This window comes from Cryobacterium sp. BB736, assembly GCF_014980265.1.
Classification (GTDB): domain Bacteria; phylum Actinomycetota; class Actinomycetes; order Actinomycetales; family Microbacteriaceae; genus Terrimesophilobacter.
In genome coordinates, this window is record NZ_JABXWQ010000001.1 from 131,134 (window position 1) to 149,539 (window position 18,406).

Genomic DNA, 18,406 nt, shown 5'->3' on the forward strand with positions numbered 1-18,406 from the left:
CCAACCAGCCTAGGCGGGTGCGCTTCGCTCGGTGGTCGAGACCCCGCTCAGACCGAAGTGGCCGGCTGCTGCTGCGTGATGCAGTGGATGCCGCCGCCGCGAGCGAGAATCGACCGCGCGTCGACGGTCACGACCCGCCGCCCCGGGTAGGCGGCTTCCAGGATTTCGCGCGACCGCGCATCCGCTCGCTCCTCACCGTAGCCGCACGCGATGACGCCGTCGTTGACGACGAGGTGGTTGACGTAACTCCAGTCCACGAAACCCTTGTCGTCGCACAGGGTGTCGGGGGCGGGCATGTCGATGATGGTCCACTCGCGTCCGGCGGCGTCGCGCGTGCCCTGCAGGAACTCGCGCAGGTCGCGGCACACCTTGAAGTCCGGATGCTCCTGGTTGGTCTGCTGGTGCAGCAGGATCGTGCCCGGCGACGGGATCGCGGCGACCATGTCGACGTGGCCGCGAGTGCCGAGCTCCTCGTAGTCGCGGGTGAGTCCGCGCGGCAGCCAGATGACGTGGGTGGCGCCGAGCGTGCGGGCGAGTTCCGCCTCGACCCGCGCCTTGTCCGCGTACGGATTGCGGCCGGGGTCGAGTTGCACGGTCTCGGTGACGAGCACGGTGCCCTCGCCGTCGACGTGGATGGCACCGCCCTCGTTCACGAGCAGGGACGGGATGACCTCGGCGCCCACCGCCCTGGCGACGAACCCGGCGATGTGCTGGTCGGCGGTGCCGGCCGACCAGTCGGTCGCGCCCCAGCCGTTGAAGGTCCAGTCGACGGCGCCGAGGCGGCCGTCCTCAGCGAGGACGAAGGTCGGGCCGGTGTCGCGCATCCAGAACTCTTCGAGCGGCGTCTCGATGACCTCGATGTCGCTGGACAGGTGCCGTGCGGCGTGGTCGCGCGCGCTTGGATCGACCAACATGGTGACCGGCTCGAACTCGGCGGCGCCGTGGGCGACAGCCGACCAGGTGCGACGGGCCTCTTCGGCTGACTCGGCGTTAGTGCCGAGGGTGTAGCCGTCGCGCGGAAACTCCATCCAGATCCGCTCCTGACGCGCGGTCTCGGCCGGCATTCTCCACTGCACACTGCCTCCCGGGCTCAGGGTGATCGGTGAGCACCATGATGCCGCACCTTCGGGTTAGCGGCCGAACACGCTGCGGGCGTTCGCGGTCACCTCGAGCGGGAAGCCCTCCGGCACCAGCAGCGACACGATCGGGGGACGCCAGAACGCGGAGAGGGTGACGGTGGCGCTGCGGCCGTCGACCGACTCGGCGCGCTCGACCGCGAGTTGCTCGAAGTCGGCGGCATCCGGAGCGCTGGCGAGGTAGTGGGACACGGCCGCGGCGACATCCGGCGAGCGCAGTTCGACCCGAGGAATGTCGGCGGTGACGACCACGTCGTCCAGCTCGAACGCCTCCGCTCCGACCAGAGCGGCACCGTCGGCGAGGGTGAACAGGCGCTTGCGTTCGAGATAGAGCGAGGTCGCCGCGACGACAAGCAGGATCAGCACGAGCGCGAGCACTCCGTAGAAGATCGTCAAGAGCAGGGTCGTGCCGTCCTCGTCGCGAAGCAGGCGGCGGTTCATTCGGCGCCCCAGAAGCGTGAGACCTGCTGGGTCGCGGAGGCTTCGAGCGGCACTGCGAGCGGCGAATCGAAGTCGAGCACGGCGGGCACGAGCGGAAGCGGCACCCGGATACTGACGGTCACCGTCACGACGCCCCGCCGGGTGAGGCAGTCGGCTGGGTCGGGTGAGCAGGCGATCGAGATGGCGGCTCGCGGGTCGGCGATGTCGGCGTCGGCGAGCGCGAAGGCGACGGCGCGTTCGGCTCTCGCGCTTGCCTCTGCCGGTGTCTCCGCCTGCACGTACACCCGCGCAGCCTGCCGTGCGGCGCCCTCGACGGCGAGCGCACCGCCCTGGATCGCGGCCACCGCGAGGGCCAGGTAGACGAGCGGGATCAGCAGGATCATGCCGACCGTGATGAACTCGAGCGACGCGGTGCCGCCCTGCTGCGAGGCGAGTGGGGCCAGGCGGTCAGTCCAGCGTTTCCACCGCGGCATGGCCGTCCACCTCCAGCCCTCCCTCGATGCCGACGAGCCCGATGAGCGGAAGCGGCGCCCGCACGGTCACGACCGTGGACGGATGCCCGAGGTACGTCCCGTACGCGGCACTTACGTCACCGGCGTAGGTCGGCCCGAGCGCTGACTCAAGCAGAGAGGTCGTGCGAGCGACACCGTCGGCGAGTGTGTTGTCGGCGAGCGCGGCGAAACGGGCACCCTCGGCGGCCGCGTCGTGCACCGTGTTTCGGATGAGCAGCGCGAGCCCCAGTTGCAGAACTGCGAGAGTCAGCATGGTCAGCAGGGCGCCGACCAGCACGAACTCGACCACCGCGGACCCGGACTCGTCGCGCTCGAGGCGGGCGAGCATCCGGGACCGCATCGGTCAGAACCCGGTGACGCGGCTGATCGCCTGCTGGAACACGTCGCTGAGCGCCGGTCCGGCGAGCGCCCAGATCAGGATCACGAGCCCGGCGGTCATTAGTGTGATCAGCACCCAGCCGGGCACGTCGCCGCGCTCATCTCGCATCCGTCGTAGCAATTGCATGCTTGCTCCTCTCACAGTCCCAGTTGCAGCACGAAGACGCCGGGGAAGATGGCGAACGCGACGGTGATCGGCATGATGAGGAACACCAGCGGCACCATCATCGCGATTTCCTTCTTGCCCGCGACCTCGATGAGCTCGCGCTTGGCCTGCTCGCGCGCGTCCTGCGCCTGCGCCCGCAGGACGTCGGCGAGCGGGCTGCCGCGCTCGAGCGCGCCGACCAGCTGATCGACGGCGCGGCTCAGCGCGGGCAGCCGGATGCCTAAGACCAGCCTGTTGAGCGCGACCGACAGCGCCATGCCGCTGTTGACCTCCGACACCACCCGCCCGAGTTCGGAGGACAGGTCGCCGCTGCCGGCCCGCGCCACTCGGCGCAGCGAGTCGAGGATGCCCTCGCCCGCCGCGAGACTCAGCGTGAGGAACTCCAGCACCGTCGGCAGCTCGCTCGCGATCCGCGACATCCGGCGTTTGGCGGCGCGCTGCAGCAACCAGTCGCGCAGGAGGTAACCCGCAACCGTGGACAGCACCGCGATGACGATGCTCACGACGACAGGGGCAGTCTGCGTCCGGGACATCGCGGCGGCGATCACCACCCCTACGCCAGCACCGCCGACCGCCCACGCGAGCTTCCTTGCCCGGAACGACTCGACACTCAGGTCGGAGCCGGCCTGCCGGAGCCGAAGCTGCGTCGTTGCCGCTCCGGCCTCGGAACGGATGCGCGCGCTCAGCGGTTCGAGCAAGGCGCCGAACACAGGCAACGGGTTGGCCGGACGGCGCGCGACCAGCTCGCGCGCGCCGTCCGACACGTCTATGAGGTACGGCGCGACCCGGTGAATGAGCCGCGGCCGTCCGATGCGCGGCACCAGGCTGACCAACGACCACAGGCCGAGACCGAGTGCGATGCCGCACAACACCGCCCATCCGGCCAGCCCGCTCATGCGAACCACCGGCGCTCTTCGGGCAGCCGGGCGAGAGCGACCATGAGCCGGTAGGCGATGACCGTCACAAGCAACCCGCCGACGATGAGCGCCATGCCGCTCGGAGAGTTGTACGCTGCGGCGGCTTCCGGGCGAGTCGCGAGCAGGACAAGCACCACCCACGGAGCGGCAGCGCCCAGCTTCGCGGCGTTCATCACCCACGACTGGCGTGCTTCGACCTCGCCCCGGATCGCGGACTCCTGCCGCAGATAGGCGGCAAGCGAGCGCAGCACCGCGGGCAGTTCACTGCCGCCTACTTCGCGCGCCATCCGGAGCGTCTCCAGCAGCCGGTCGGCGGTCGGGTCGGCCAGCCTGGCCTTCAGTCGATCCAGGCACAGTTGGAAGTTGCCAGTGGCCGCATAATCCTGCTCGAAACTAGCGAACTCTGCACGTGTTGTGGCGGGGCCGGTGGCCGCGAGGGACGACACACTGTCGGGCAGCGACAGCCCGGAACGCACGCCCGACACCAGGTGGTCGACGACATCCGGCCACAGCATCCGGCTCAGCTTGCGTCGCTTGCGAGCGCGTGAGTTCACCAGCAGTGCCGGGAGCGCGGTCGCCGCCACGGCAGCGGCAACTGCAAGGGCGATCACCGGAACGAAGGCGAAAACCACCGCCCCGATCGCCAGCCCGACGACCACAGAGACGACCCCGAACAGCGGCAGGCTGACCGAGCCGAGGCCCGCCTGCGCGAGCCGGTCGCGGAACACGCCGAGCCGTGACGGTGTACTCCGGATGCTGTCCCGCGCCGGCCAGAGGAACGGCGACGCCGCGAGCAGCAGCCCGAGCCCGAGCGTGAGGCCGAGGATCAGGATCATGCCGCACCGCGCAGCAGGATCGCCGGGTCGAATCCGGCGTCGAGGAACTTCTCTGAGCGCGCCGGCAGGGCCCCGGTCGGCGCGAGCGCACCGTCGCGCCAGGAGAACACGGTGTCGACCTCGATGCCCCCGTCGCTGAGTTGGCCGGTGGGCGTCGCGATGTGGGCGATCCGGCGCCGCCCGCTGCGCTCCAGCGCGCAGTGCACCACCACGTCGATGCTGCTGGCGACGGTCGGCACCACGAACGCCGCGTCGATGTTCCGCCCGGCGAGCAGCGGCAACGTGGACAGCTTGCGCAGCGCATCCCGTGCGCTGTTCGCGTGAATGGAGCACATCCCGGGCAGGCCGCTGTTCAGCGCGATCAGCAGGTCGAGCGATTCGGCCTCGCGCACTTCCCCGACCACCAGCCGATCGGGGCGCATCCGCAGTGCCTCCTTGATGAGGCGCCGCAGCGAGATTTCGCCGGTGCCCTCCAGGCTGGGCTGCCTGCACTGCATCGCCACAGCGTCGCGCGCGCTGACGCTCAACTCGAACGTCTCCTCGACCGTCACGATGCGCTCGCCAGGCCGAGACAGCGACAGCAGCGCGCCGAGCAGGGTGGTCTTGCCGCTCTGTGTCGCGCCTGAGACGAGGATGTTCTGGCCGGACAGCACGCACATCCACAGGAACTCGGCCGCGCGCTGGCTGAGTGAGCCGAGTTCAACGAGCTGCTGCAGATTCCGGATGCGGTGGGTGAACTTGCGGATGTTGACCGCCCAGTGCCGGTGGGTGACATCCGGGATCACGACGTGGAGCCGGGACCCGTCCGGCAGCGAGGCGTCCACGAATGGGCTGGACAGGTCGACTCGGCGGCCGGTGGACTGCAGCATCCGTTCCACCAAGTCGCGCACTTGCGAGTCGGTCAGCTCAACGCCAGACGGTTCGGCGATGCCGTTGCGGGCGATGAAGATCTCGGACGGCGAATTGATCCAGATCTCCTCAACAGTGTCGTCGTCGAAGAACCTTTGCAGGGGGCCGTAGCCGATGATGGTCGCCATGACCTCGCGGGCGACCTGCGCCTCGTCGGCGAGCAGCGGCTGGGAGCCGCCAAGGGCCCGCTCGCTGTAGCGCTGAACCTCATCGCGAACGAGCCCGTCGGCGAGCATCGGGTTGCCACCCAAGTCGACGCCGTCGCGACGCACACGCTCCCTGACCCGCTCGGCGATGATCTGGGCGGCTTTGCTCACCTGAGCATGATGCGTGATTCCGGATGCGCCTGGCTGCGGTTATCCACAGGCCGGAGCCCGCCGCGGTCGCCAGTACACTGGATTCGCCTCGCGGAAGTGGTGAAATTGGCAGACACGCAGGATTTAGGTTCCTGTGCTTTCGAGCGTGCGGGTTCAAGTCCCGCCTTCCGCACTTTCTAAAACTGAACTGGACAGTGTTGACGGGGTTGTGTTGTCGCTCGACCAGGTGGCTGAGTCGTTCCTCGCTTCCCGGGAGCGGGCCGGAGCCGAAGACACTGAGCGAATACGCCTCGATGTATGCGCGGCTAATCGCGCCGCCCACACTCGGGCATCTCCCGGCAAACCAGATCGACAGCACCGATGTCGCACGAGACCCTGGCGCGGGCGCCGTGCTTCGGATGGATCCGGTGGCGCAGCGGACCTGGCCCAACAGTTAAACGTCGCTCGCAGAAACGTATTCGGATTTGTTCGCGTCAAGCGGATGGCAGGCGGAAGAGTTCAGGCGACGGCTCTGGGAGAAGTACTTCTCCGTGGCGGACTGGGATCAGGAGGCAGCCGTCGACCGAATCTGCTGAGCGACCTCTTCTGCCGTCTTCCCGTCCGTCGGGATTACCTGACATTCCGCAGGCCGGAATGCCAGGTCTTGTGACTCTGCGGTGGATGCCTTCAGCACCTCTTGCACCTGCGCTTCGTCGAGGCCAAGACGATGGTCTCCCGCGAGCGGGGGACCGCCGCCGGCAGCGCGGGAATGCAATCGTGACTCGAGTGTCGCGGCTGAGGCGTCCAACCAGATCACCATTGGGTCATCGAGCTGGGTCATGAGCTCCCGGGCGGTGGGCGGATCAGCGGTCACCAGGACACTTGGGATGCCGTGCGCTGCCATTATCTGGACCAGCGCCGCGGTGTTCGCGGCTCGCAGCGCCGCCAGCTCGATTGATCGCGGCGCAGCGCCGAGGAACCCAACCTGGTGGCTGTCGATGTAGCCACCACGCTCGCCCGCCCAGACGCTGTGAAGGAACGCGAGGAAGCCGGCGGTCGATAGCCCCACTCCCCCAGGCCCCGTTACGATGGTCACACCCGAGGTGGCAGTCCTTTTACGCGCATGCGCCACAGGACTCGGGGGTACGGCACGGAGATGATGCTCGACCGGCTCGACGAGGGCTTCAACCAGCTGTCCAACCGTCCGCTTTGTGGTGTCGAGCGAAATGTCCGCCCACCCGCCGTCGAACCGGGCGGCGTACGCGACGGAGTCTGGAGCGAGATGGACGTTCCAGTTGCGCCGTTGGACGCGCTCGGTGATGGCGTCGCCCGAGGCGTGCAGGTGCACCACGAGGGTGCGCGCCCGCGCACCATCAGGCAGCAGTCGCTCGAGTTGGGTCTCATTGTCCACAATTCCCGAAACGATAATCACTGTGGCGCCTGCATCACGGAAGGCGGGTGCGACAGCTCCCAACCCAGCGGCGATGAGCTCGTCTTCTGAAACGTCCGCGCCCACCGCATTGCGGAGTTGATCGGCATCGACGAACGCCGCAGAGATGCCACGTCGTGACAGATGCTGCTGCAGCGCCCAGCCGGTCACCGTCTTCCCCACGCCTGACGCGCCAACGAGCCACACCAGAGCGATCACCTGGGCAAGAGTATCAGCGACGCCACGTCTCGCCTCCGTTCGCGGACGGAGGCGACACTCAACGCACTTTCCCTAGAATGGTCCCGTGCGGCCGGGCGCGCCGAGAACAGGTTCACTGGGCACACGGTGGGCAGCAACACACGCTACGACGAGCGCGACGTACGCACGGATCAGCGCGTGGCCAAGGCTGTTGCTCGTGACGGCAGCCGTCCTCAGGGGCTCAAGACGATCGAGCTCGAGGATGTCCGCGCTCTTCTCAACGTCGAGGCGAACAAGCGCCGACTCCGGCCAGAGAAGGCACACGCCTTGGAAGCCATGAGCAGCAGCCATGACAAGCCGATTCGGCGCGAGTCAATCCCACAGGCCGCTGGTGCGCTTGCGGTGCGGAGCGTCAGCCGCCCCGCACCGCGACCAAGCGTCAGCCGTTCTCTGGGTAGACCGCCACCAGGCGGCCCAGAACGTCACCGCGGGCCACGCGCTCCATGCCGTCACCGATGTCGTCGAAGCCGATCTCGGTCGTCACCGGCGTGATCGCACCGCTTGCGATGAAGTCGAGCGTGTCGATCAGGTGCTCCCTCGTGGAGCTCGCGTCCGACTTCAGAGTGAGACCGCGCAACGCGAAGTCTGCCGTGTTGATCGTGGACTCGTTCCGGCTCAGCCCGACGAGGACGACCGTGCCTCCCGGCCTGACCGACTCGAGCGCGCCGCTCGTAGTGGTCCCGAATCCGGCGAAGTCGACGATCACATCCAACTCATACTCGGCGAGCTCCGCGGCATCCGTCACGCACGCCTTCGCGCCAAGGCCGAGCGCCTTTTCGCGCGCGTCCTCCTTGGGCTCCGCTGCGTACACCTCCGCACCCAGTGCGATGCCCACCTGCAAACCGATGAGACCAAGCCCACCAAGACCGACGATGCCGAGCTTCGTGCCCTTGGTGACACCAGCGACGTTCTTGACGTTGTGCACGGCGGTGCGCCCCGCATCCGTCGCCGCGGCTGCTGCGGCAGCGCTCACGCCCTCGGGAACCTTGACCGCCTGCTCTGCCGGGTACACGCCCTTGGGTGCGTAGCCTCCGTCTCGCGCGACGCCCGGGCCGTCGAAGTTCATGACGAGAGCGACCAGGTCACCTACGGCAAGGCCCTCGACTCCATCACCGACCTCGGTGATGCGGCCGGCGACCTCGTGGCCGAGTGTGCGCGGCAGCTCTCCCAGGTACATCGACGGGATGGAGCCCTCGAGGTAGCCAACGTCGGAGTGGCAAAGGCCAGCCGCGAGCACGTCGATCGCGATCTCTCCCGGTCCCGCCTTCGGCTCCGGAACCTCGTTCAGCGTCAATGGCTGCCCGTCTCCTACAAACTGCCAAGCCTTCACGGCGTACCTCCTCGATTCCCGCCGGCCGTTGCGTGACCAGGCGAACTATGAAATATTCGGTCACACCAATCTATCAAACTGAAGTTCGATAGAGCCTGACTGCGACCTTGCGCCGAGGGCACCGGCGATTCGATGCCAAGGTGGAATCATGACGACTCAGCGTGATCTGGCCGCTTCAGCGAGGTCGTTCAACCAGAACGACCCTCGTGCGCAGCGCAGTCGGGACGTGATCATGCGCGTGGCTCGGGAGCTTTCCGGCGGTCCCGTCGGAGAGCTCACCGTGGCACACGTCGTCAGCAAGGCGGGCATCAGCAAAAGCACGTTTTACCAGCACTTCACCGGCCTTGACGACGTGCTTCTCCTGCTCCTCGAAGACGCACTGGGGTCGATCAACTATGACGACCTGGTTGCCCGACACGGCGAAGGCAACCGCCTTGCCATTACGGTTCTCGGCCATCGACGTGTCATCGCCCAGTTCGAGGAGCACGCCACTCTGTTCACTCACGTGCTCACATCCGAAGAGCTCTCGCGAGCTCGCGACGGTATCGTCCAACTCATCACGGACCTCCTCGACCGCACGATGCGCGCGATTCCTCATCCGCCGGACGTCGACATCCCCGTCGCCGCCCGCTTCGTTGCGAGCGGCTTCGTCGGAGTCATCATCGACTGGTTTCAGCACGGGCGCGCGCGTGACCCCGACGAGCTGGCCGCCTCGCTCGCCCAACTGACCCCGGACTGGTTCCGCTCGTAGCCTTCCGGATGCCGTCAGACGAGTCGCTGCGCTGCGTCCCCGTGCGGCATGGTCCCGTCCCACCAGTCGAGGGCACGGATGCCGTAGAACGTGAGCCACTTGGACGGCTCGCCGGGCGGGACATCCACCTCGAACCACGCGTCGCCCGGATGCCGGCGCTCCTGCAGCCAGGTGCCGTCGGGTTCGCGTGCGGCGCGGATCACCTCGATCGCCTCGGCGAGCCGCGGGTCGGGCTCGGTGCCGTCGTGCAGCGCGGCGGCCCGGAAGTAGTCGACCGCATTCAGCACGCTGTAGAACCAGCGGAACGGGTAAGCGAACCGGGCCACCCAGGGCGCGACGAGCTCTCCGGTGGACAGCCGGTACAGCAGCCGACGCTGCAGCAGGTACTCCTCGCCCGCCCTTCGTGCCTCCCGCAACTCATCACTGGCCCCGACCGCGGCCTCGTAGTACAGCAGACCCTTCAGCGAGTTGAGCGTCGAATGGAACGAGGACCGAGTGGAGCCTTCGATCCAATCGCAGTTCCAGCCGCCATCCGCCATCCGGTGATCGGGGAACCACTGGGCGAGGCCGGTGACGTCCATGCCCAGCCAGACGCCGTTGGCGAGCGTGTAGGCATTGATGCAGCAGTCGACTTCGCCGCCCCAGTACGGAAGATCGTTGTACTCCCAGCGACTGTTCGCCGCGAGCTGTTCGGCTGTGCTAGTCAGCACGGCCGCATCAACGCCCCACTCGCGCAGCGAGTTCAGGCTCCAGGTCGTCGCTGTCCACGGCTGCCCCTCTCCGGAACCGTCGTAGACCTTCGGGAAGTACGCACCTCCGGCCCACTGCCCGTCCGGATCCTGCAGCGCGAGCAGCCGCGCGCCGAACCCTTCGGTCGCCACGCGGGCACGGGTGGCGGTCCAGACCGCGTCCGGCGCGCCGACCAGGTCGCGCTCCACCTGCCAGCGCAACGCCGGATCCGAGTCGAGCAGCCAGTCCGCCAGCGCCGGTTCGATGGGCATGTTCGGCAGGGTAGCTGATCCGGGTCGAGGGTCGTCGCACGCGCGCATCCGAAAGCCACACGCAGTACGCTAACCGAGAGCCTTTCACGGCTTCCGTCGCCGATCGTCTGGAGCACTCCCCTGGTCCCCTCAGCACTAATCCCGTGGCTCGACCCTGAGACCCTCATCAACGGTTTCGGGGCGTTCGCGCTCATCGGCGTGTGCGCGATCGTGTTCGCCGAGACCGGCCTTCTCGTCGGTTTCCTGTTGCCCGGCGACACGCTGCTGGTCATCACCGGCCTGCTCACCTTCGCCGGTGTCATCGAGATCGACATCTGGTGGGTGTGCCTTGCGATCGGCGCCGCGGCCTTCCTCGGCGGCGAGGTCGGCTACCTGATAGGTCACAAGTTCGGGCCGAGGGTGTTCGAACGCAAGGAGAGCGGCCTATTCAGCCGCAAGAACGTTGAACGCACCAACGCGTTCTTCGAGCGCTTCGGCGGCCTGTCCGTGATCCTGGCCCGGTTCATCCCGATCCTGCGCACCTTCGTGCCGGTTGCCGCGGGCGTCGGGCACATGAACTATAAGAAGTACTCGCTGTACAACTTCATCGGCGCGATGATCTGGGGTGCTGGTCTCACCTACTTCGGGTTCCTGCTCGGCTACATCCCGCCGGTCGCGGACTTCGTACGCTCCTACATCGACGTGATCCTGCTCGGCGCGGTGCTGCTCACCCTCATCCCGACGGCGCTCCACTACTGGCAGTCGAGCCGCAAGGCAAAAAAGGCCCGGCTCGAGGGCGTCCAGCCGCTCACCGCCGAGGAGGCCGTGCTGGACCCCAGCCTCTTCGACCAGGACCCCACGAACAACCCCAAGCACTGAGGTCGCGGGCTACGCAGCGAGCCAGATGGCGGCGGCAGCGTCCGAGCCGAGGTCGAGCGGATGCCCGTCCACCAGCACCGCGAGCGCACCACCGAACGGGCGGCGTTCTATGACCTCGATCGGCGCATCCAGCCGGACCGCGTGCTCGTCCAACCAGCGCAGCAGTTCGGGGTTGCGGTCGCTGATGCGCACGACAGCGCCGCGGTGCCCATCGGATGCCTGAGACAGCAGCACCGCGTCCGGCAGCCGAACCGTGCCGTCTGCGGCCGGGATCGGGTCGCCGTGCGGGTCGCGCGTGGGTTGCCCGAGCTGCCGACTGATCGCGTCCAGCATCCGGTCGCTCAGGGCGTGCTCGAGCACCTCCGCCTCGTCGTGCACCTCGTCCCAGCCGTAGCCGAACGACTCCACCAGCCAGGTCTCGATCAGCCGGTGCCTGCGCACCATCCGCAGCGCGAGCGCCCGCCCCTGGTCGGTGAGCGTGATCGCCCCATACGGCACATGCGTCACCAGCCCGGACGCTGCCAGCTTCTTCACCATCTCGGTGACGGATGACGCCGCGAGCCCCATCCGCGCGGCCAGCACTGACGGGGTGATCGACTCCGGCTGCCACTCGGTGTGCCCGTAGATCGTCTTGACGTAGTCCTCGACCGTCGTCGACCCGTTCACGCAACCACCACCCTCCGCGAGCGCACCCAGTTCACGACCACTCCGCCGCGTGGCCCGAACAGGTAGGCGAGCACGAACGCAACCGATTGGGCGAGCACGACGCAGCCGCCGGTGGACGCGTCGAAGTAGTAGCTCGCGTACAGTCCGGCGAGCGCGGCGATCACCGTGATGAGCACCGCAAGCCACAGCATCCGGTCGAACCGCTTGGTCAGCAGGTACGCGGTCACCCCCGGCGTGATCAGCATCGCGACCACCAGGATGATGCCTACCGCCTGCAGCGCGACCACCACGGTCAGGGCGAGCAGCCCGAGCAGCAGCACGCTCAGCCAGCGCGTGTTGATGCCGATCGCGTCGGCGTGGCCGCGGTCGAACGCGTACAGGGTCAGGTCGCGGCGCTTGAACAGCAGCACCGCGGTTGCGAGCACACCGCTGATCACCACCTGCCAGATGTCGGCGTCACTCACCCCCAGCACGTTGCCGAACAGGATGTGCCCCAGGTCGGTCTGGCTGGGCGTCTTCGAGATGATGACTAGACCGAGCGCGAACAGTCCGGTGAACACGACGCCGATCGCGGCATCCGACTTGATCTTCGTCGTCGCGCGCACGCCGCCGATCAGCGCCACCGCGCCCGCGCCGAAGATGAACGCGCCGACCGCGAACGGCCAGCCGAGGATGTAGCTGATCGCCACCCCTGGCAGCACCGCGTGCGACACCGCGTCGCCCATCAGCGACCAGCCGATCTGCACCAGCCAGCAGCTCAGGATGGCGCAGGTGACCGCCGCGATCAGCGTTACGAGCGCCGCGCGGGTCATGAACGCGAACTGCAGCGGCTCGAGGATCCAGTCGATCACGCCGCCTCCAACCCGAAGACGCGCGCCAGATTCTCCGGGCTGAGCGCGACATCCGGATGCCCGTGGAACAGCACCCGGTTCTTCAGCAGGATCACTTCATCACACAGCTCCGGCACACCGGCGAGGTCGTGGGTGGAGATCAGGATGCCGCAGCCGGTGTCGCGCAGTTCGCGCAGCAGGGTGATGATGCGGCGCTCGGAGGCCTTGTCCACCCCGGCGAACGGCTCGTCCAGGAGCAGCAGCCGCGCCTCCTGCGCGATCGCCCGCGCGACGAAGACGCGCTTGCGCTGGCCGCCGCTTAGTTCGCCGATCTGGCGTCCGGCCAGCTCGGTCAGACCAACCCGGGCGAGGGCATCCGTGACCGCCGCCTTGTCGATTGCGCGCGGCCGGCGGGACGGGCCGAGCTTGCCGTAGCGGCCGGTCATGACCACCTCGTGCACCGAGAGCGGGAAGTCCCAGTCGATAGATTCCGATTGCGGCATGTAAGCGACGAGTCCCTTGCCGCGCGCCGCAGCCGGCGTGCCGCCGAACAGCGTGACGCTGCCCGCCGCGGGTCGGACGGTGCCCATGATCGCCTTGTAGAGGGTGCTCTTGCCGGAGCCGTTCATGCCAAGCAGCCCGGTGATGCGCCCTGGCTCGAGCACGACATCAACCTCGTCCAGTGCCTGCACCTGGCCGTAGCGAACCGACAGGTCGCGTACCTCGATGACCGGATCGCTCATTGCATCAGCCCGTCAGCGATGAGGTTGACGTCGTAGCGGAGCAGGTCGAGGTAGGTCGGTACGGGTCCATCCGGCTCGCTCAGCGAGTCGACGAACAGCTTGCCTGCGAATTCCGCCCCGGATTCGCTCGCCACCTGCTGCTGCGAGGCGGAGTTGACCGTGGTCTCGCAGAACACGGCGGGCACGTTGCGGTCCTGGATGAGTTCGATGACCTTGCGGATCTGCTGCGGGGTGCCCTGCGTGTCGCTGTTCACCGGCCACAGGTACGCCTCGTCGAGGCCGAGGTCGCGAGCCAGGTAGCTAAAAGCACCCTCGCAGGTGACCAGCAGCCGGTGGTCGGGGTCGAGGGCCGCGAGGAACACGGTCAACTGCTCGGCGACGCCCTGCAGCTCATTGCGGTAGGCGGCTCCGCGCTCCTCGAACCGCGCCGCGGCATCCGGGACCAGCTCACTCAGCCCCGCGACGATGTTGTCGACGTAGGTCTGACCGGCGATCGGCGACATCCAGGCGTGCGGGTTCGGGAGGCCTTGGTAGTCGCCGGTGGAGATGGCGATCGGCTCGATCCCCTCGGTGAGGACGACGTGGGGCACGTCGAGTGTCGCCACGAAGTCCTCGAACCAGCGCTCGAGGCCGAACCCGTTGTCGAAGATGAGATCGGCGGATGCCGCGTTCCGCAGGTCCGATGGCGTCGGCTCGTAGCCGTGGATCTCCGCGCCGACCTTGGTGATGGACTCCACCCGGACGTCGTCGCCGCCGACGGCGCGCACCATGTCGGCGATGACGGTGAAGGTGGTGAGCACCAGCGGGGTGCCGTCGTCCGCACGGTCCCCGGGGGCACTGTTGGCTGTGCTGCAGCCGGCGACCACGGCGACGGCCGCCACGCTCGCCAGAATTCGGCCCATTCGCGTCCCAAATTTCGGCATGCCGAAATAATACGCTCCTTCCCCGGCCGACCTCCATCGAGTCGGGATGTTTGCACGTCATGACGCGCGGAAAACGCGCAAACCTCCCGACTCGATGGGTGCGGGGACGGTTTGGACGGCGAACGGGGTCAGGGGTGGAAGTGCTCCTCGTGCCCGGCGTGCTCGGCCGGCTCCAGCTGGAACGTCGAGTGCGCCACATCGAAGTGGTCGGCGAGGCATGCCGAGAGGCTGTCGAGCATCCGCCCCGCCCCCTGCTCGGCGAACACCGCGGGCTCGACCACGACGTGCGCCGAGAACACCGGCTGGCCGGACGTGATCGCCCAGACATGGACGTCGTGCACGTCCACGACGCCTTCGGTCTCGAGCAGGTGCTCGCGGATCTCGGCCACACTCGTGTCAACCGGCACCGACTCGCTCAGCACACGCACCGCATCCCGCAGCAGCAGCAGAGCGCGCGGCGCGATCATCAGCGCGATGGCGATGGAGGCGATCGCATCCGCCTGCACGAACCCGGTGGTGAGCAGCACGACCGCCGCGATGATCGCCGCGAGCGAGCCGAGCATGTCGCCCAGCACTTCGAGGTAGGCGCCGCGCATGTTGATGGAGGTGGATGCCTGGGGCCGGAGCACGAGCGCGGATGCGATGTTCGCCGCCAGGCCGATGCTCGCGACGATCAGCATGGGCAAGCCGAGGACGTCCGCCGGCTCGGGATCCACCAGCCTCTCCACCGCTTGCACACACACGACGACCGCGATCACGATGAGCACGATGGCGTTGATGAGCGCGCCGAAGACCTCGGCGCGTTGGAACCCGAATGTGGCCCGGTCGGTCGCCGGGCGCGCCGCGATGACGTTGGCGGTCAGCGCGACGATCAGCGCGATCGAGTCGGAAACCATGTGCCCGGCGTCAGCCAGCAGCGCCAGCGACCCGGTGAGCAGCGCGCCGATGAACTCGGCGACCATCACGATCGCGGTGATGCCGAGCGCGATCGCCAGTCGAGTCCGGTTGGTGCTCGAGTGATCGTGCGTGTGGCTCACGGTACCAGCGTAGGCACCGGCGCCGGATACGGGTGGCTAGCCGGTGGTGCGCCGGAGTGCGATTCCCCTCCCAACGCCATCGGAGACTAGAGTCCCAGCCGCTCCCGCACGACCGGTATGAGCGCGGCGAAGGCACGCGACCGATGGCTGATCGCATTCTTCTCGTCCGCGGTGAGCTCGGCAGATGCGACCTTGTAGCCCTCGGGACGGAACACCGGGTCGTAGCCGAAGCCATTGGTGCCGCTCGCTTCCTCGAGCACGGTGCCCGGCCACACCCCCAGTTCGACGTGCTCAGTGTCGCCGTTCACGAACGCTGCGGCGCACATGAAGTTGGCCGCGCGATCACTCACACCGCGCATCCGCTCGAGGAGCAGCTCGTAGTTGTCGCGGTCGTTCCTGGTGCCGGCGTAGCGGGCCGAATGGATGCCCGGCTCGCCGCCCAGCGCCGGAATGCTGATCCCGGAGTCATCGGCGATGGCCGGCAGCCCGGTGTGCAGGTTCGCGGCGCGCGCCTTGATGAGCGCGTTCTCCTGGAAGGTCTCTCCGTCTTCGACCGGCTCGGGGCCGTCGTAGCCGACGAGGTCGATGCCCTCCAGCTGGCGGGCAAGGATGCGCCGCAGTTCCTCGACCTTGTGGGCGTTGTGGGTGGCGAGAACAAGCTTCACACCAGCCAGCCTAGGGCGCGTGTCCCGGCAAAGTCGCTGTCGTCGAACTCACACTAGGATGACGGCCATGTCGACCCGTATATCGCCTCCAGCCACGCTGCGCGACCGCTTTCGATACTGGTTCGACAACGTCATGGCGCGAGGCACGATTGCCGTCATGGGGCTGCTCGGAGTCGCAACCCTCGTGTTCATCGCCTTCGTGGCGCTCGTGGTCGTGGTCTTCGAATTCTTCCCGCCAAAGACCGATGCCTATGATGAGCCGAACTTCTTCGAGGTCCTGTGGGGCAACCTCATGCGCACCCTCGACCCTGGAACGATGGGCGCCGACCAGGGCTGGGGGTTCCGCGTCGCGATGCTCGTCGTCACGATCGGCGGGCTCATCATGGTGGCGAGCCTCATCGGCATCATCTCGGGGGCTTTCGACCGCAAGGTCGAGGATCTGCGCAAGGGCCGCTCGCGCGTGCTCGAATCCGACCACACGCTCATCCTGGGCTGGAGCCAGAAAGTCCTGCCGATCGTGGCCCAACTGTGCATTGCCAACGAGTCTCGCAAGCGGCCAGCCATCGTGGTCCTCGCTGACCGCGACAAGGTGGAGCTCGAGGACGAACTCAGGGCCGTTGTACCGCGCGGAAACTCCACCCGTATCATCGTCCGCAGCGGGGATCCGATGGACCTGAAGGACCTCGAACTGGGCAATCCGCACTCGGCGCGCAGCATCATCCTCATCGCGCCGGAGGGGAGCACTGACCCCGACTCGGTCGTCATCAAGATGGCGCTCGCCCTCACCAACAACCCGCGCCGCGGGACCGAGCGGCTCAACATCGTGGGCGAACTCCAGGACGCCCACAACCTCGAGGCGGCGGAACTCGTCGGTCGTGACGAGGTGCGCTGGGTACTCGTGCGCGACCTCATCGGCCGGATCACGGTACAAACCTGCCGCCAGAGTGGACTGAGCGAGGTGTACACAGAGCTTCTCGACTTCGGCGGCCATGAGATCTACTTCACCACCCAGCCCGGCCTCGCCGGCCAAACGTACTTCGACGCGCAACTAGCCTTTCCCTCGTCGAGCGTATTCGGCATCGCTCGTGGCGACGAGGTCATGCTCAATCCGGAAGCCGACCTGGTTCTGGAACCGGACGACCGGCTCATCGTCATCTCCGCAGATGACAGCACGGTGCGACTCGGCGCGCCGGGAACGATCGACAGCGCGGTCATCCTCGCGACGGCCGACGGCGATCGACAGCCAGAGCGAACGCTCGTGCTCGGATACAACTCCAAACTCAGTGCGATTCTGCAGGGGCTCGATGAGTATGTGACTCACGGCTCGGAGGTGACCATCGTCGCGGCAGAGGAACCACCGACACTGCCGGAGCTGGACAGCCTGACGGTTGAGTATCTCAACGGGGATACAACGAACAGGGCGATGCTCGAAAGCCTCGACGTGCCGTCGTTCGACCACATCATCGTGCTCGCGTACCAGGAGACGGTCGACACCCAGCAGGCCGACGCAAGGACGCTCGTCACCCTCCTGCACCTCCGCGAGATCGGCGATCGCGCGGGGGCTCCGCTCAATATCGTCAGCGAAATGCTCGACGACCGAAACCGGGAGATCGCCGAAGTCACGAAGGCCGACGATTTCATCGTGAGCGACAAGCTCATCAGCCTCACGCTGTCGCAACTGTCGGAGAACCGCCTTCTCGCGAAGGTATTCGACGCTCTCTTCTCAAGCGTCGGGTCGGAGGTATACCTCAAACCGGCCGATCGCTATGTGCAACTCGGTGTGCCCGTCACCTTCTATGCAGTGCTCGAGGCTGCACGGCGACGCGGCGAGACGGCGATCGGCTATCGAACGGTCGCGCACGCCCATGATGCTTCCGAGAGCTACGGAGTGAAGCTGAACCCGGATAAGTCCGACCTCATCGAATTCGCGCCGGGCGACCGGATCGTGGTCGTTTCCGAGGACCAATGGCGAAGCCCGGTCTCGGGGGATCGCAGGCAGGAACTCGTTGCCCCACCGCCCAGTAAAAAATCGGTCTCGTCGAGGTGACTTTCGCGGCACAACCCGAGCCGAGTCCGAGGTCCGGGTCGGCGTGAAGCTGGCTGTGGAGAATCCGGCGCAGCTCTTCGACTTTGTGGGCATTGTGGGTGGCGAGAACAAGCTTCACGCCGCTCAGCCTAGGGCGCGCCGCCGAATGATTGACAAGCGCTCGCGGCCCGATCTACGATCGCTGACACATGAACCGGTTGTCAGGTTTATGTCTTAACCCTCCAACGCTGTAGGGAAGGCAATATACCGTGCTCACGGAAGTCCACAGTTCTACCCC

At 67.2% G+C, this 18,406-nt stretch carries 21 protein-coding genes and 1 tRNA gene; 4 read left to right on the forward strand and 18 right to left on the reverse strand.

The features are described 5' to 3' along the window. Positions 1-47 precede the first annotated feature (47 nt). From IRG63_RS00590 to IRG63_RS00625, 8 genes are read right to left on the reverse strand one after another with little or no spacing between them, the layout of a single operon-like run. Entirely contained in the window at positions 48-1,076 is a 1,029-nt protein-coding gene (locus IRG63_RS00590) for an agmatine deiminase family protein (protein ID WP_193508881.1), read from the reverse strand. A 54-nt stretch (positions 1,077-1,130) separates the two neighbouring features. After that, the gene (locus IRG63_RS00595; RefSeq protein WP_193508882.1) at positions 1,131-1,577 is read right to left on the reverse strand and encodes a pilus assembly protein TadG-related protein; all 447 of its coding nucleotides are present in this window, start codon (positions 1,575-1,577) and stop codon (positions 1,131-1,133) included. Continuing rightward, positions 1,574-2,050, reverse strand: coding sequence for a hypothetical protein (locus tag IRG63_RS00600; protein WP_193508883.1), 477 nt, complete (start codon positions 2,048-2,050; stop codon positions 1,574-1,576). Before IRG63_RS00600 ends, IRG63_RS00595 begins: the two co-directional genes overlap by 4 nt. Continuing rightward, a complete protein-coding gene (locus tag IRG63_RS00605) occupies positions 2,025-2,417 on the reverse strand; it encodes a TadE/TadG family type IV pilus assembly protein (RefSeq protein WP_227411680.1) in 393 nt (130 codons plus the stop codon). The genes IRG63_RS00600 and IRG63_RS00605 overlap by 26 nt, the downstream gene beginning before the upstream one ends. A 15-nt stretch (positions 2,418-2,432) precedes the next feature. Further along, entirely contained in the window at positions 2,433-2,594 is a 162-nt protein-coding gene (locus tag IRG63_RS00610; RefSeq protein ID WP_193508885.1) for a hypothetical protein, read from the reverse strand. 11 nt (positions 2,595-2,605) lie between these two features. Next, positions 2,606-3,529: a type II secretion system F family protein gene (locus IRG63_RS00615; RefSeq protein ID WP_193509529.1), complete on the reverse strand. Its 924-nt coding sequence runs from the start codon at positions 3,527-3,529 to the stop codon at positions 2,606-2,608. Beyond that, entirely contained in the window at positions 3,526-4,386 is an 861-nt protein-coding gene (locus IRG63_RS00620) for a type II secretion system F family protein (protein WP_193508886.1), read from the reverse strand. The genes IRG63_RS00615 and IRG63_RS00620 overlap by 4 nt, the downstream gene beginning before the upstream one ends. Next, positions 4,383-5,612 carry a CpaF family protein gene (locus IRG63_RS00625; protein ID WP_370566142.1) on the reverse strand — a complete coding sequence of 410 codons (1,230 nt, stop codon included), beginning with the start codon at positions 5,610-5,612 and terminating at the stop codon, positions 4,383-4,385. Before IRG63_RS00625 ends, IRG63_RS00620 begins: the two co-directional genes overlap by 4 nt. A 90-nt stretch (positions 5,613-5,702) precedes the next feature. Between IRG63_RS00625 and IRG63_RS00630 the strand changes: the two genes are divergently transcribed. Continuing rightward, positions 5,703-5,784, forward strand: a tRNA-Leu gene (locus IRG63_RS00630). Positions 5,785-6,156: 372 nt separating this feature from the next. Here IRG63_RS00630 and IRG63_RS00635 read toward each other — a convergent pair. The 3 genes from IRG63_RS00635 to IRG63_RS00645 form a co-directional block, all read right to left on the reverse strand. Beyond that, positions 6,157-7,239 carry an AAA family ATPase gene (locus IRG63_RS00635; protein ID WP_193508887.1) on the reverse strand — a complete coding sequence of 361 codons (1,083 nt, stop codon included), beginning with the start codon at positions 7,237-7,239 and terminating at the stop codon, positions 6,157-6,159. A 72-nt stretch (positions 7,240-7,311) separates the two neighbouring features. Beyond that, a complete protein-coding gene (locus IRG63_RS00640; protein WP_193508888.1) occupies positions 7,312-7,569 on the reverse strand; it encodes a hypothetical protein in 258 nt (85 codons plus the stop codon). Positions 7,570-7,657: 88 nt separating this feature from the next. Next, positions 7,658-8,572, reverse strand: coding sequence for a zinc-binding dehydrogenase (locus IRG63_RS00645; RefSeq protein ID WP_193508889.1), 915 nt, complete (start codon positions 8,570-8,572; stop codon positions 7,658-7,660). 184 nt (positions 8,573-8,756) lie between these two features. Here IRG63_RS00645 and IRG63_RS00650 point away from each other — a divergent pair, with 184 nt between their 5' ends. Further along, entirely contained in the window at positions 8,757-9,359 is a 603-nt protein-coding gene (locus IRG63_RS00650) for a TetR/AcrR family transcriptional regulator (protein WP_193508890.1), read from the forward strand. A gap of 14 nt (positions 9,360-9,373) precedes the next feature. Here IRG63_RS00650 and IRG63_RS00655 read toward each other — a convergent pair whose 3' ends face one another. After that, positions 9,374-10,360 (reverse strand): squalene cyclase, encoded by a 987-nt coding sequence (locus IRG63_RS00655; protein WP_193508891.1) that lies wholly within the window; start codon positions 10,358-10,360, stop codon positions 9,374-9,376. Positions 10,361-10,480: 120 nt separating this feature from the next. Between IRG63_RS00655 and IRG63_RS00660 the strand changes: the two genes are divergently transcribed. Continuing rightward, on the forward strand, positions 10,481-11,218 hold the full coding sequence (locus IRG63_RS00660) for a DedA family protein (protein WP_193509531.1): 738 nt from the start codon (positions 10,481-10,483) through the stop codon (positions 11,216-11,218). A gap of 9 nt (positions 11,219-11,227) precedes the next feature. Here IRG63_RS00660 and IRG63_RS00665 read toward each other — a convergent pair whose 3' ends face one another. The 6 genes from IRG63_RS00665 to rdgB form a co-directional block, all read right to left on the reverse strand. After that, the gene (locus IRG63_RS00665; protein WP_193508892.1) at positions 11,228-11,884 is read right to left on the reverse strand and encodes a metal-dependent transcriptional regulator; all 657 of its coding nucleotides are present in this window, start codon (positions 11,882-11,884) and stop codon (positions 11,228-11,230) included. Then, positions 11,881-12,732: a metal ABC transporter permease gene (locus IRG63_RS00670; RefSeq protein WP_349236233.1), complete on the reverse strand. Its 852-nt coding sequence runs from the start codon at positions 12,730-12,732 to the stop codon at positions 11,881-11,883. Before IRG63_RS00670 ends, IRG63_RS00665 begins: the two co-directional genes overlap by 4 nt. Further along, positions 12,732-13,457, reverse strand: coding sequence for a metal ABC transporter ATP-binding protein (locus IRG63_RS00675; RefSeq protein ID WP_193508893.1), 726 nt, complete (start codon positions 13,455-13,457; stop codon positions 12,732-12,734). The genes IRG63_RS00670 and IRG63_RS00675 overlap by 1 nt, the downstream gene beginning before the upstream one ends. After that, positions 13,454-14,380, reverse strand: coding sequence for a metal ABC transporter substrate-binding protein (locus tag IRG63_RS00680; protein WP_227411681.1), 927 nt, complete (start codon positions 14,378-14,380; stop codon positions 13,454-13,456). The genes IRG63_RS00675 and IRG63_RS00680 overlap by 4 nt, the downstream gene beginning before the upstream one ends. Before the next feature lie 128 nt (positions 14,381-14,508). After that, positions 14,509-15,417 carry a cation diffusion facilitator family transporter gene (locus IRG63_RS00685; RefSeq protein WP_168627951.1) on the reverse strand — a complete coding sequence of 303 codons (909 nt, stop codon included), beginning with the start codon at positions 15,415-15,417 and terminating at the stop codon, positions 14,509-14,511. Between the two features lie 86 nt (positions 15,418-15,503). Beyond that, positions 15,504-16,082: an RdgB/HAM1 family non-canonical purine NTP pyrophosphatase gene (gene rdgB / locus IRG63_RS00690; RefSeq protein ID WP_193508894.1), complete on the reverse strand. Its 579-nt coding sequence runs from the start codon at positions 16,080-16,082 to the stop codon at positions 15,504-15,506. 67 nt (positions 16,083-16,149) lie between these two features. On the opposite strand from rdgB, the gene IRG63_RS00695 reads away from it, so the two are divergent. Beyond that, complete coding sequence (locus IRG63_RS00695) at positions 16,150-18,129, forward strand: NAD-binding protein (RefSeq protein ID WP_193508895.1); 1,980 nt, start codon at positions 16,150-16,152, stop codon at positions 18,127-18,129. Positions 18,130-18,406: the final 277 nt, after the last annotated feature.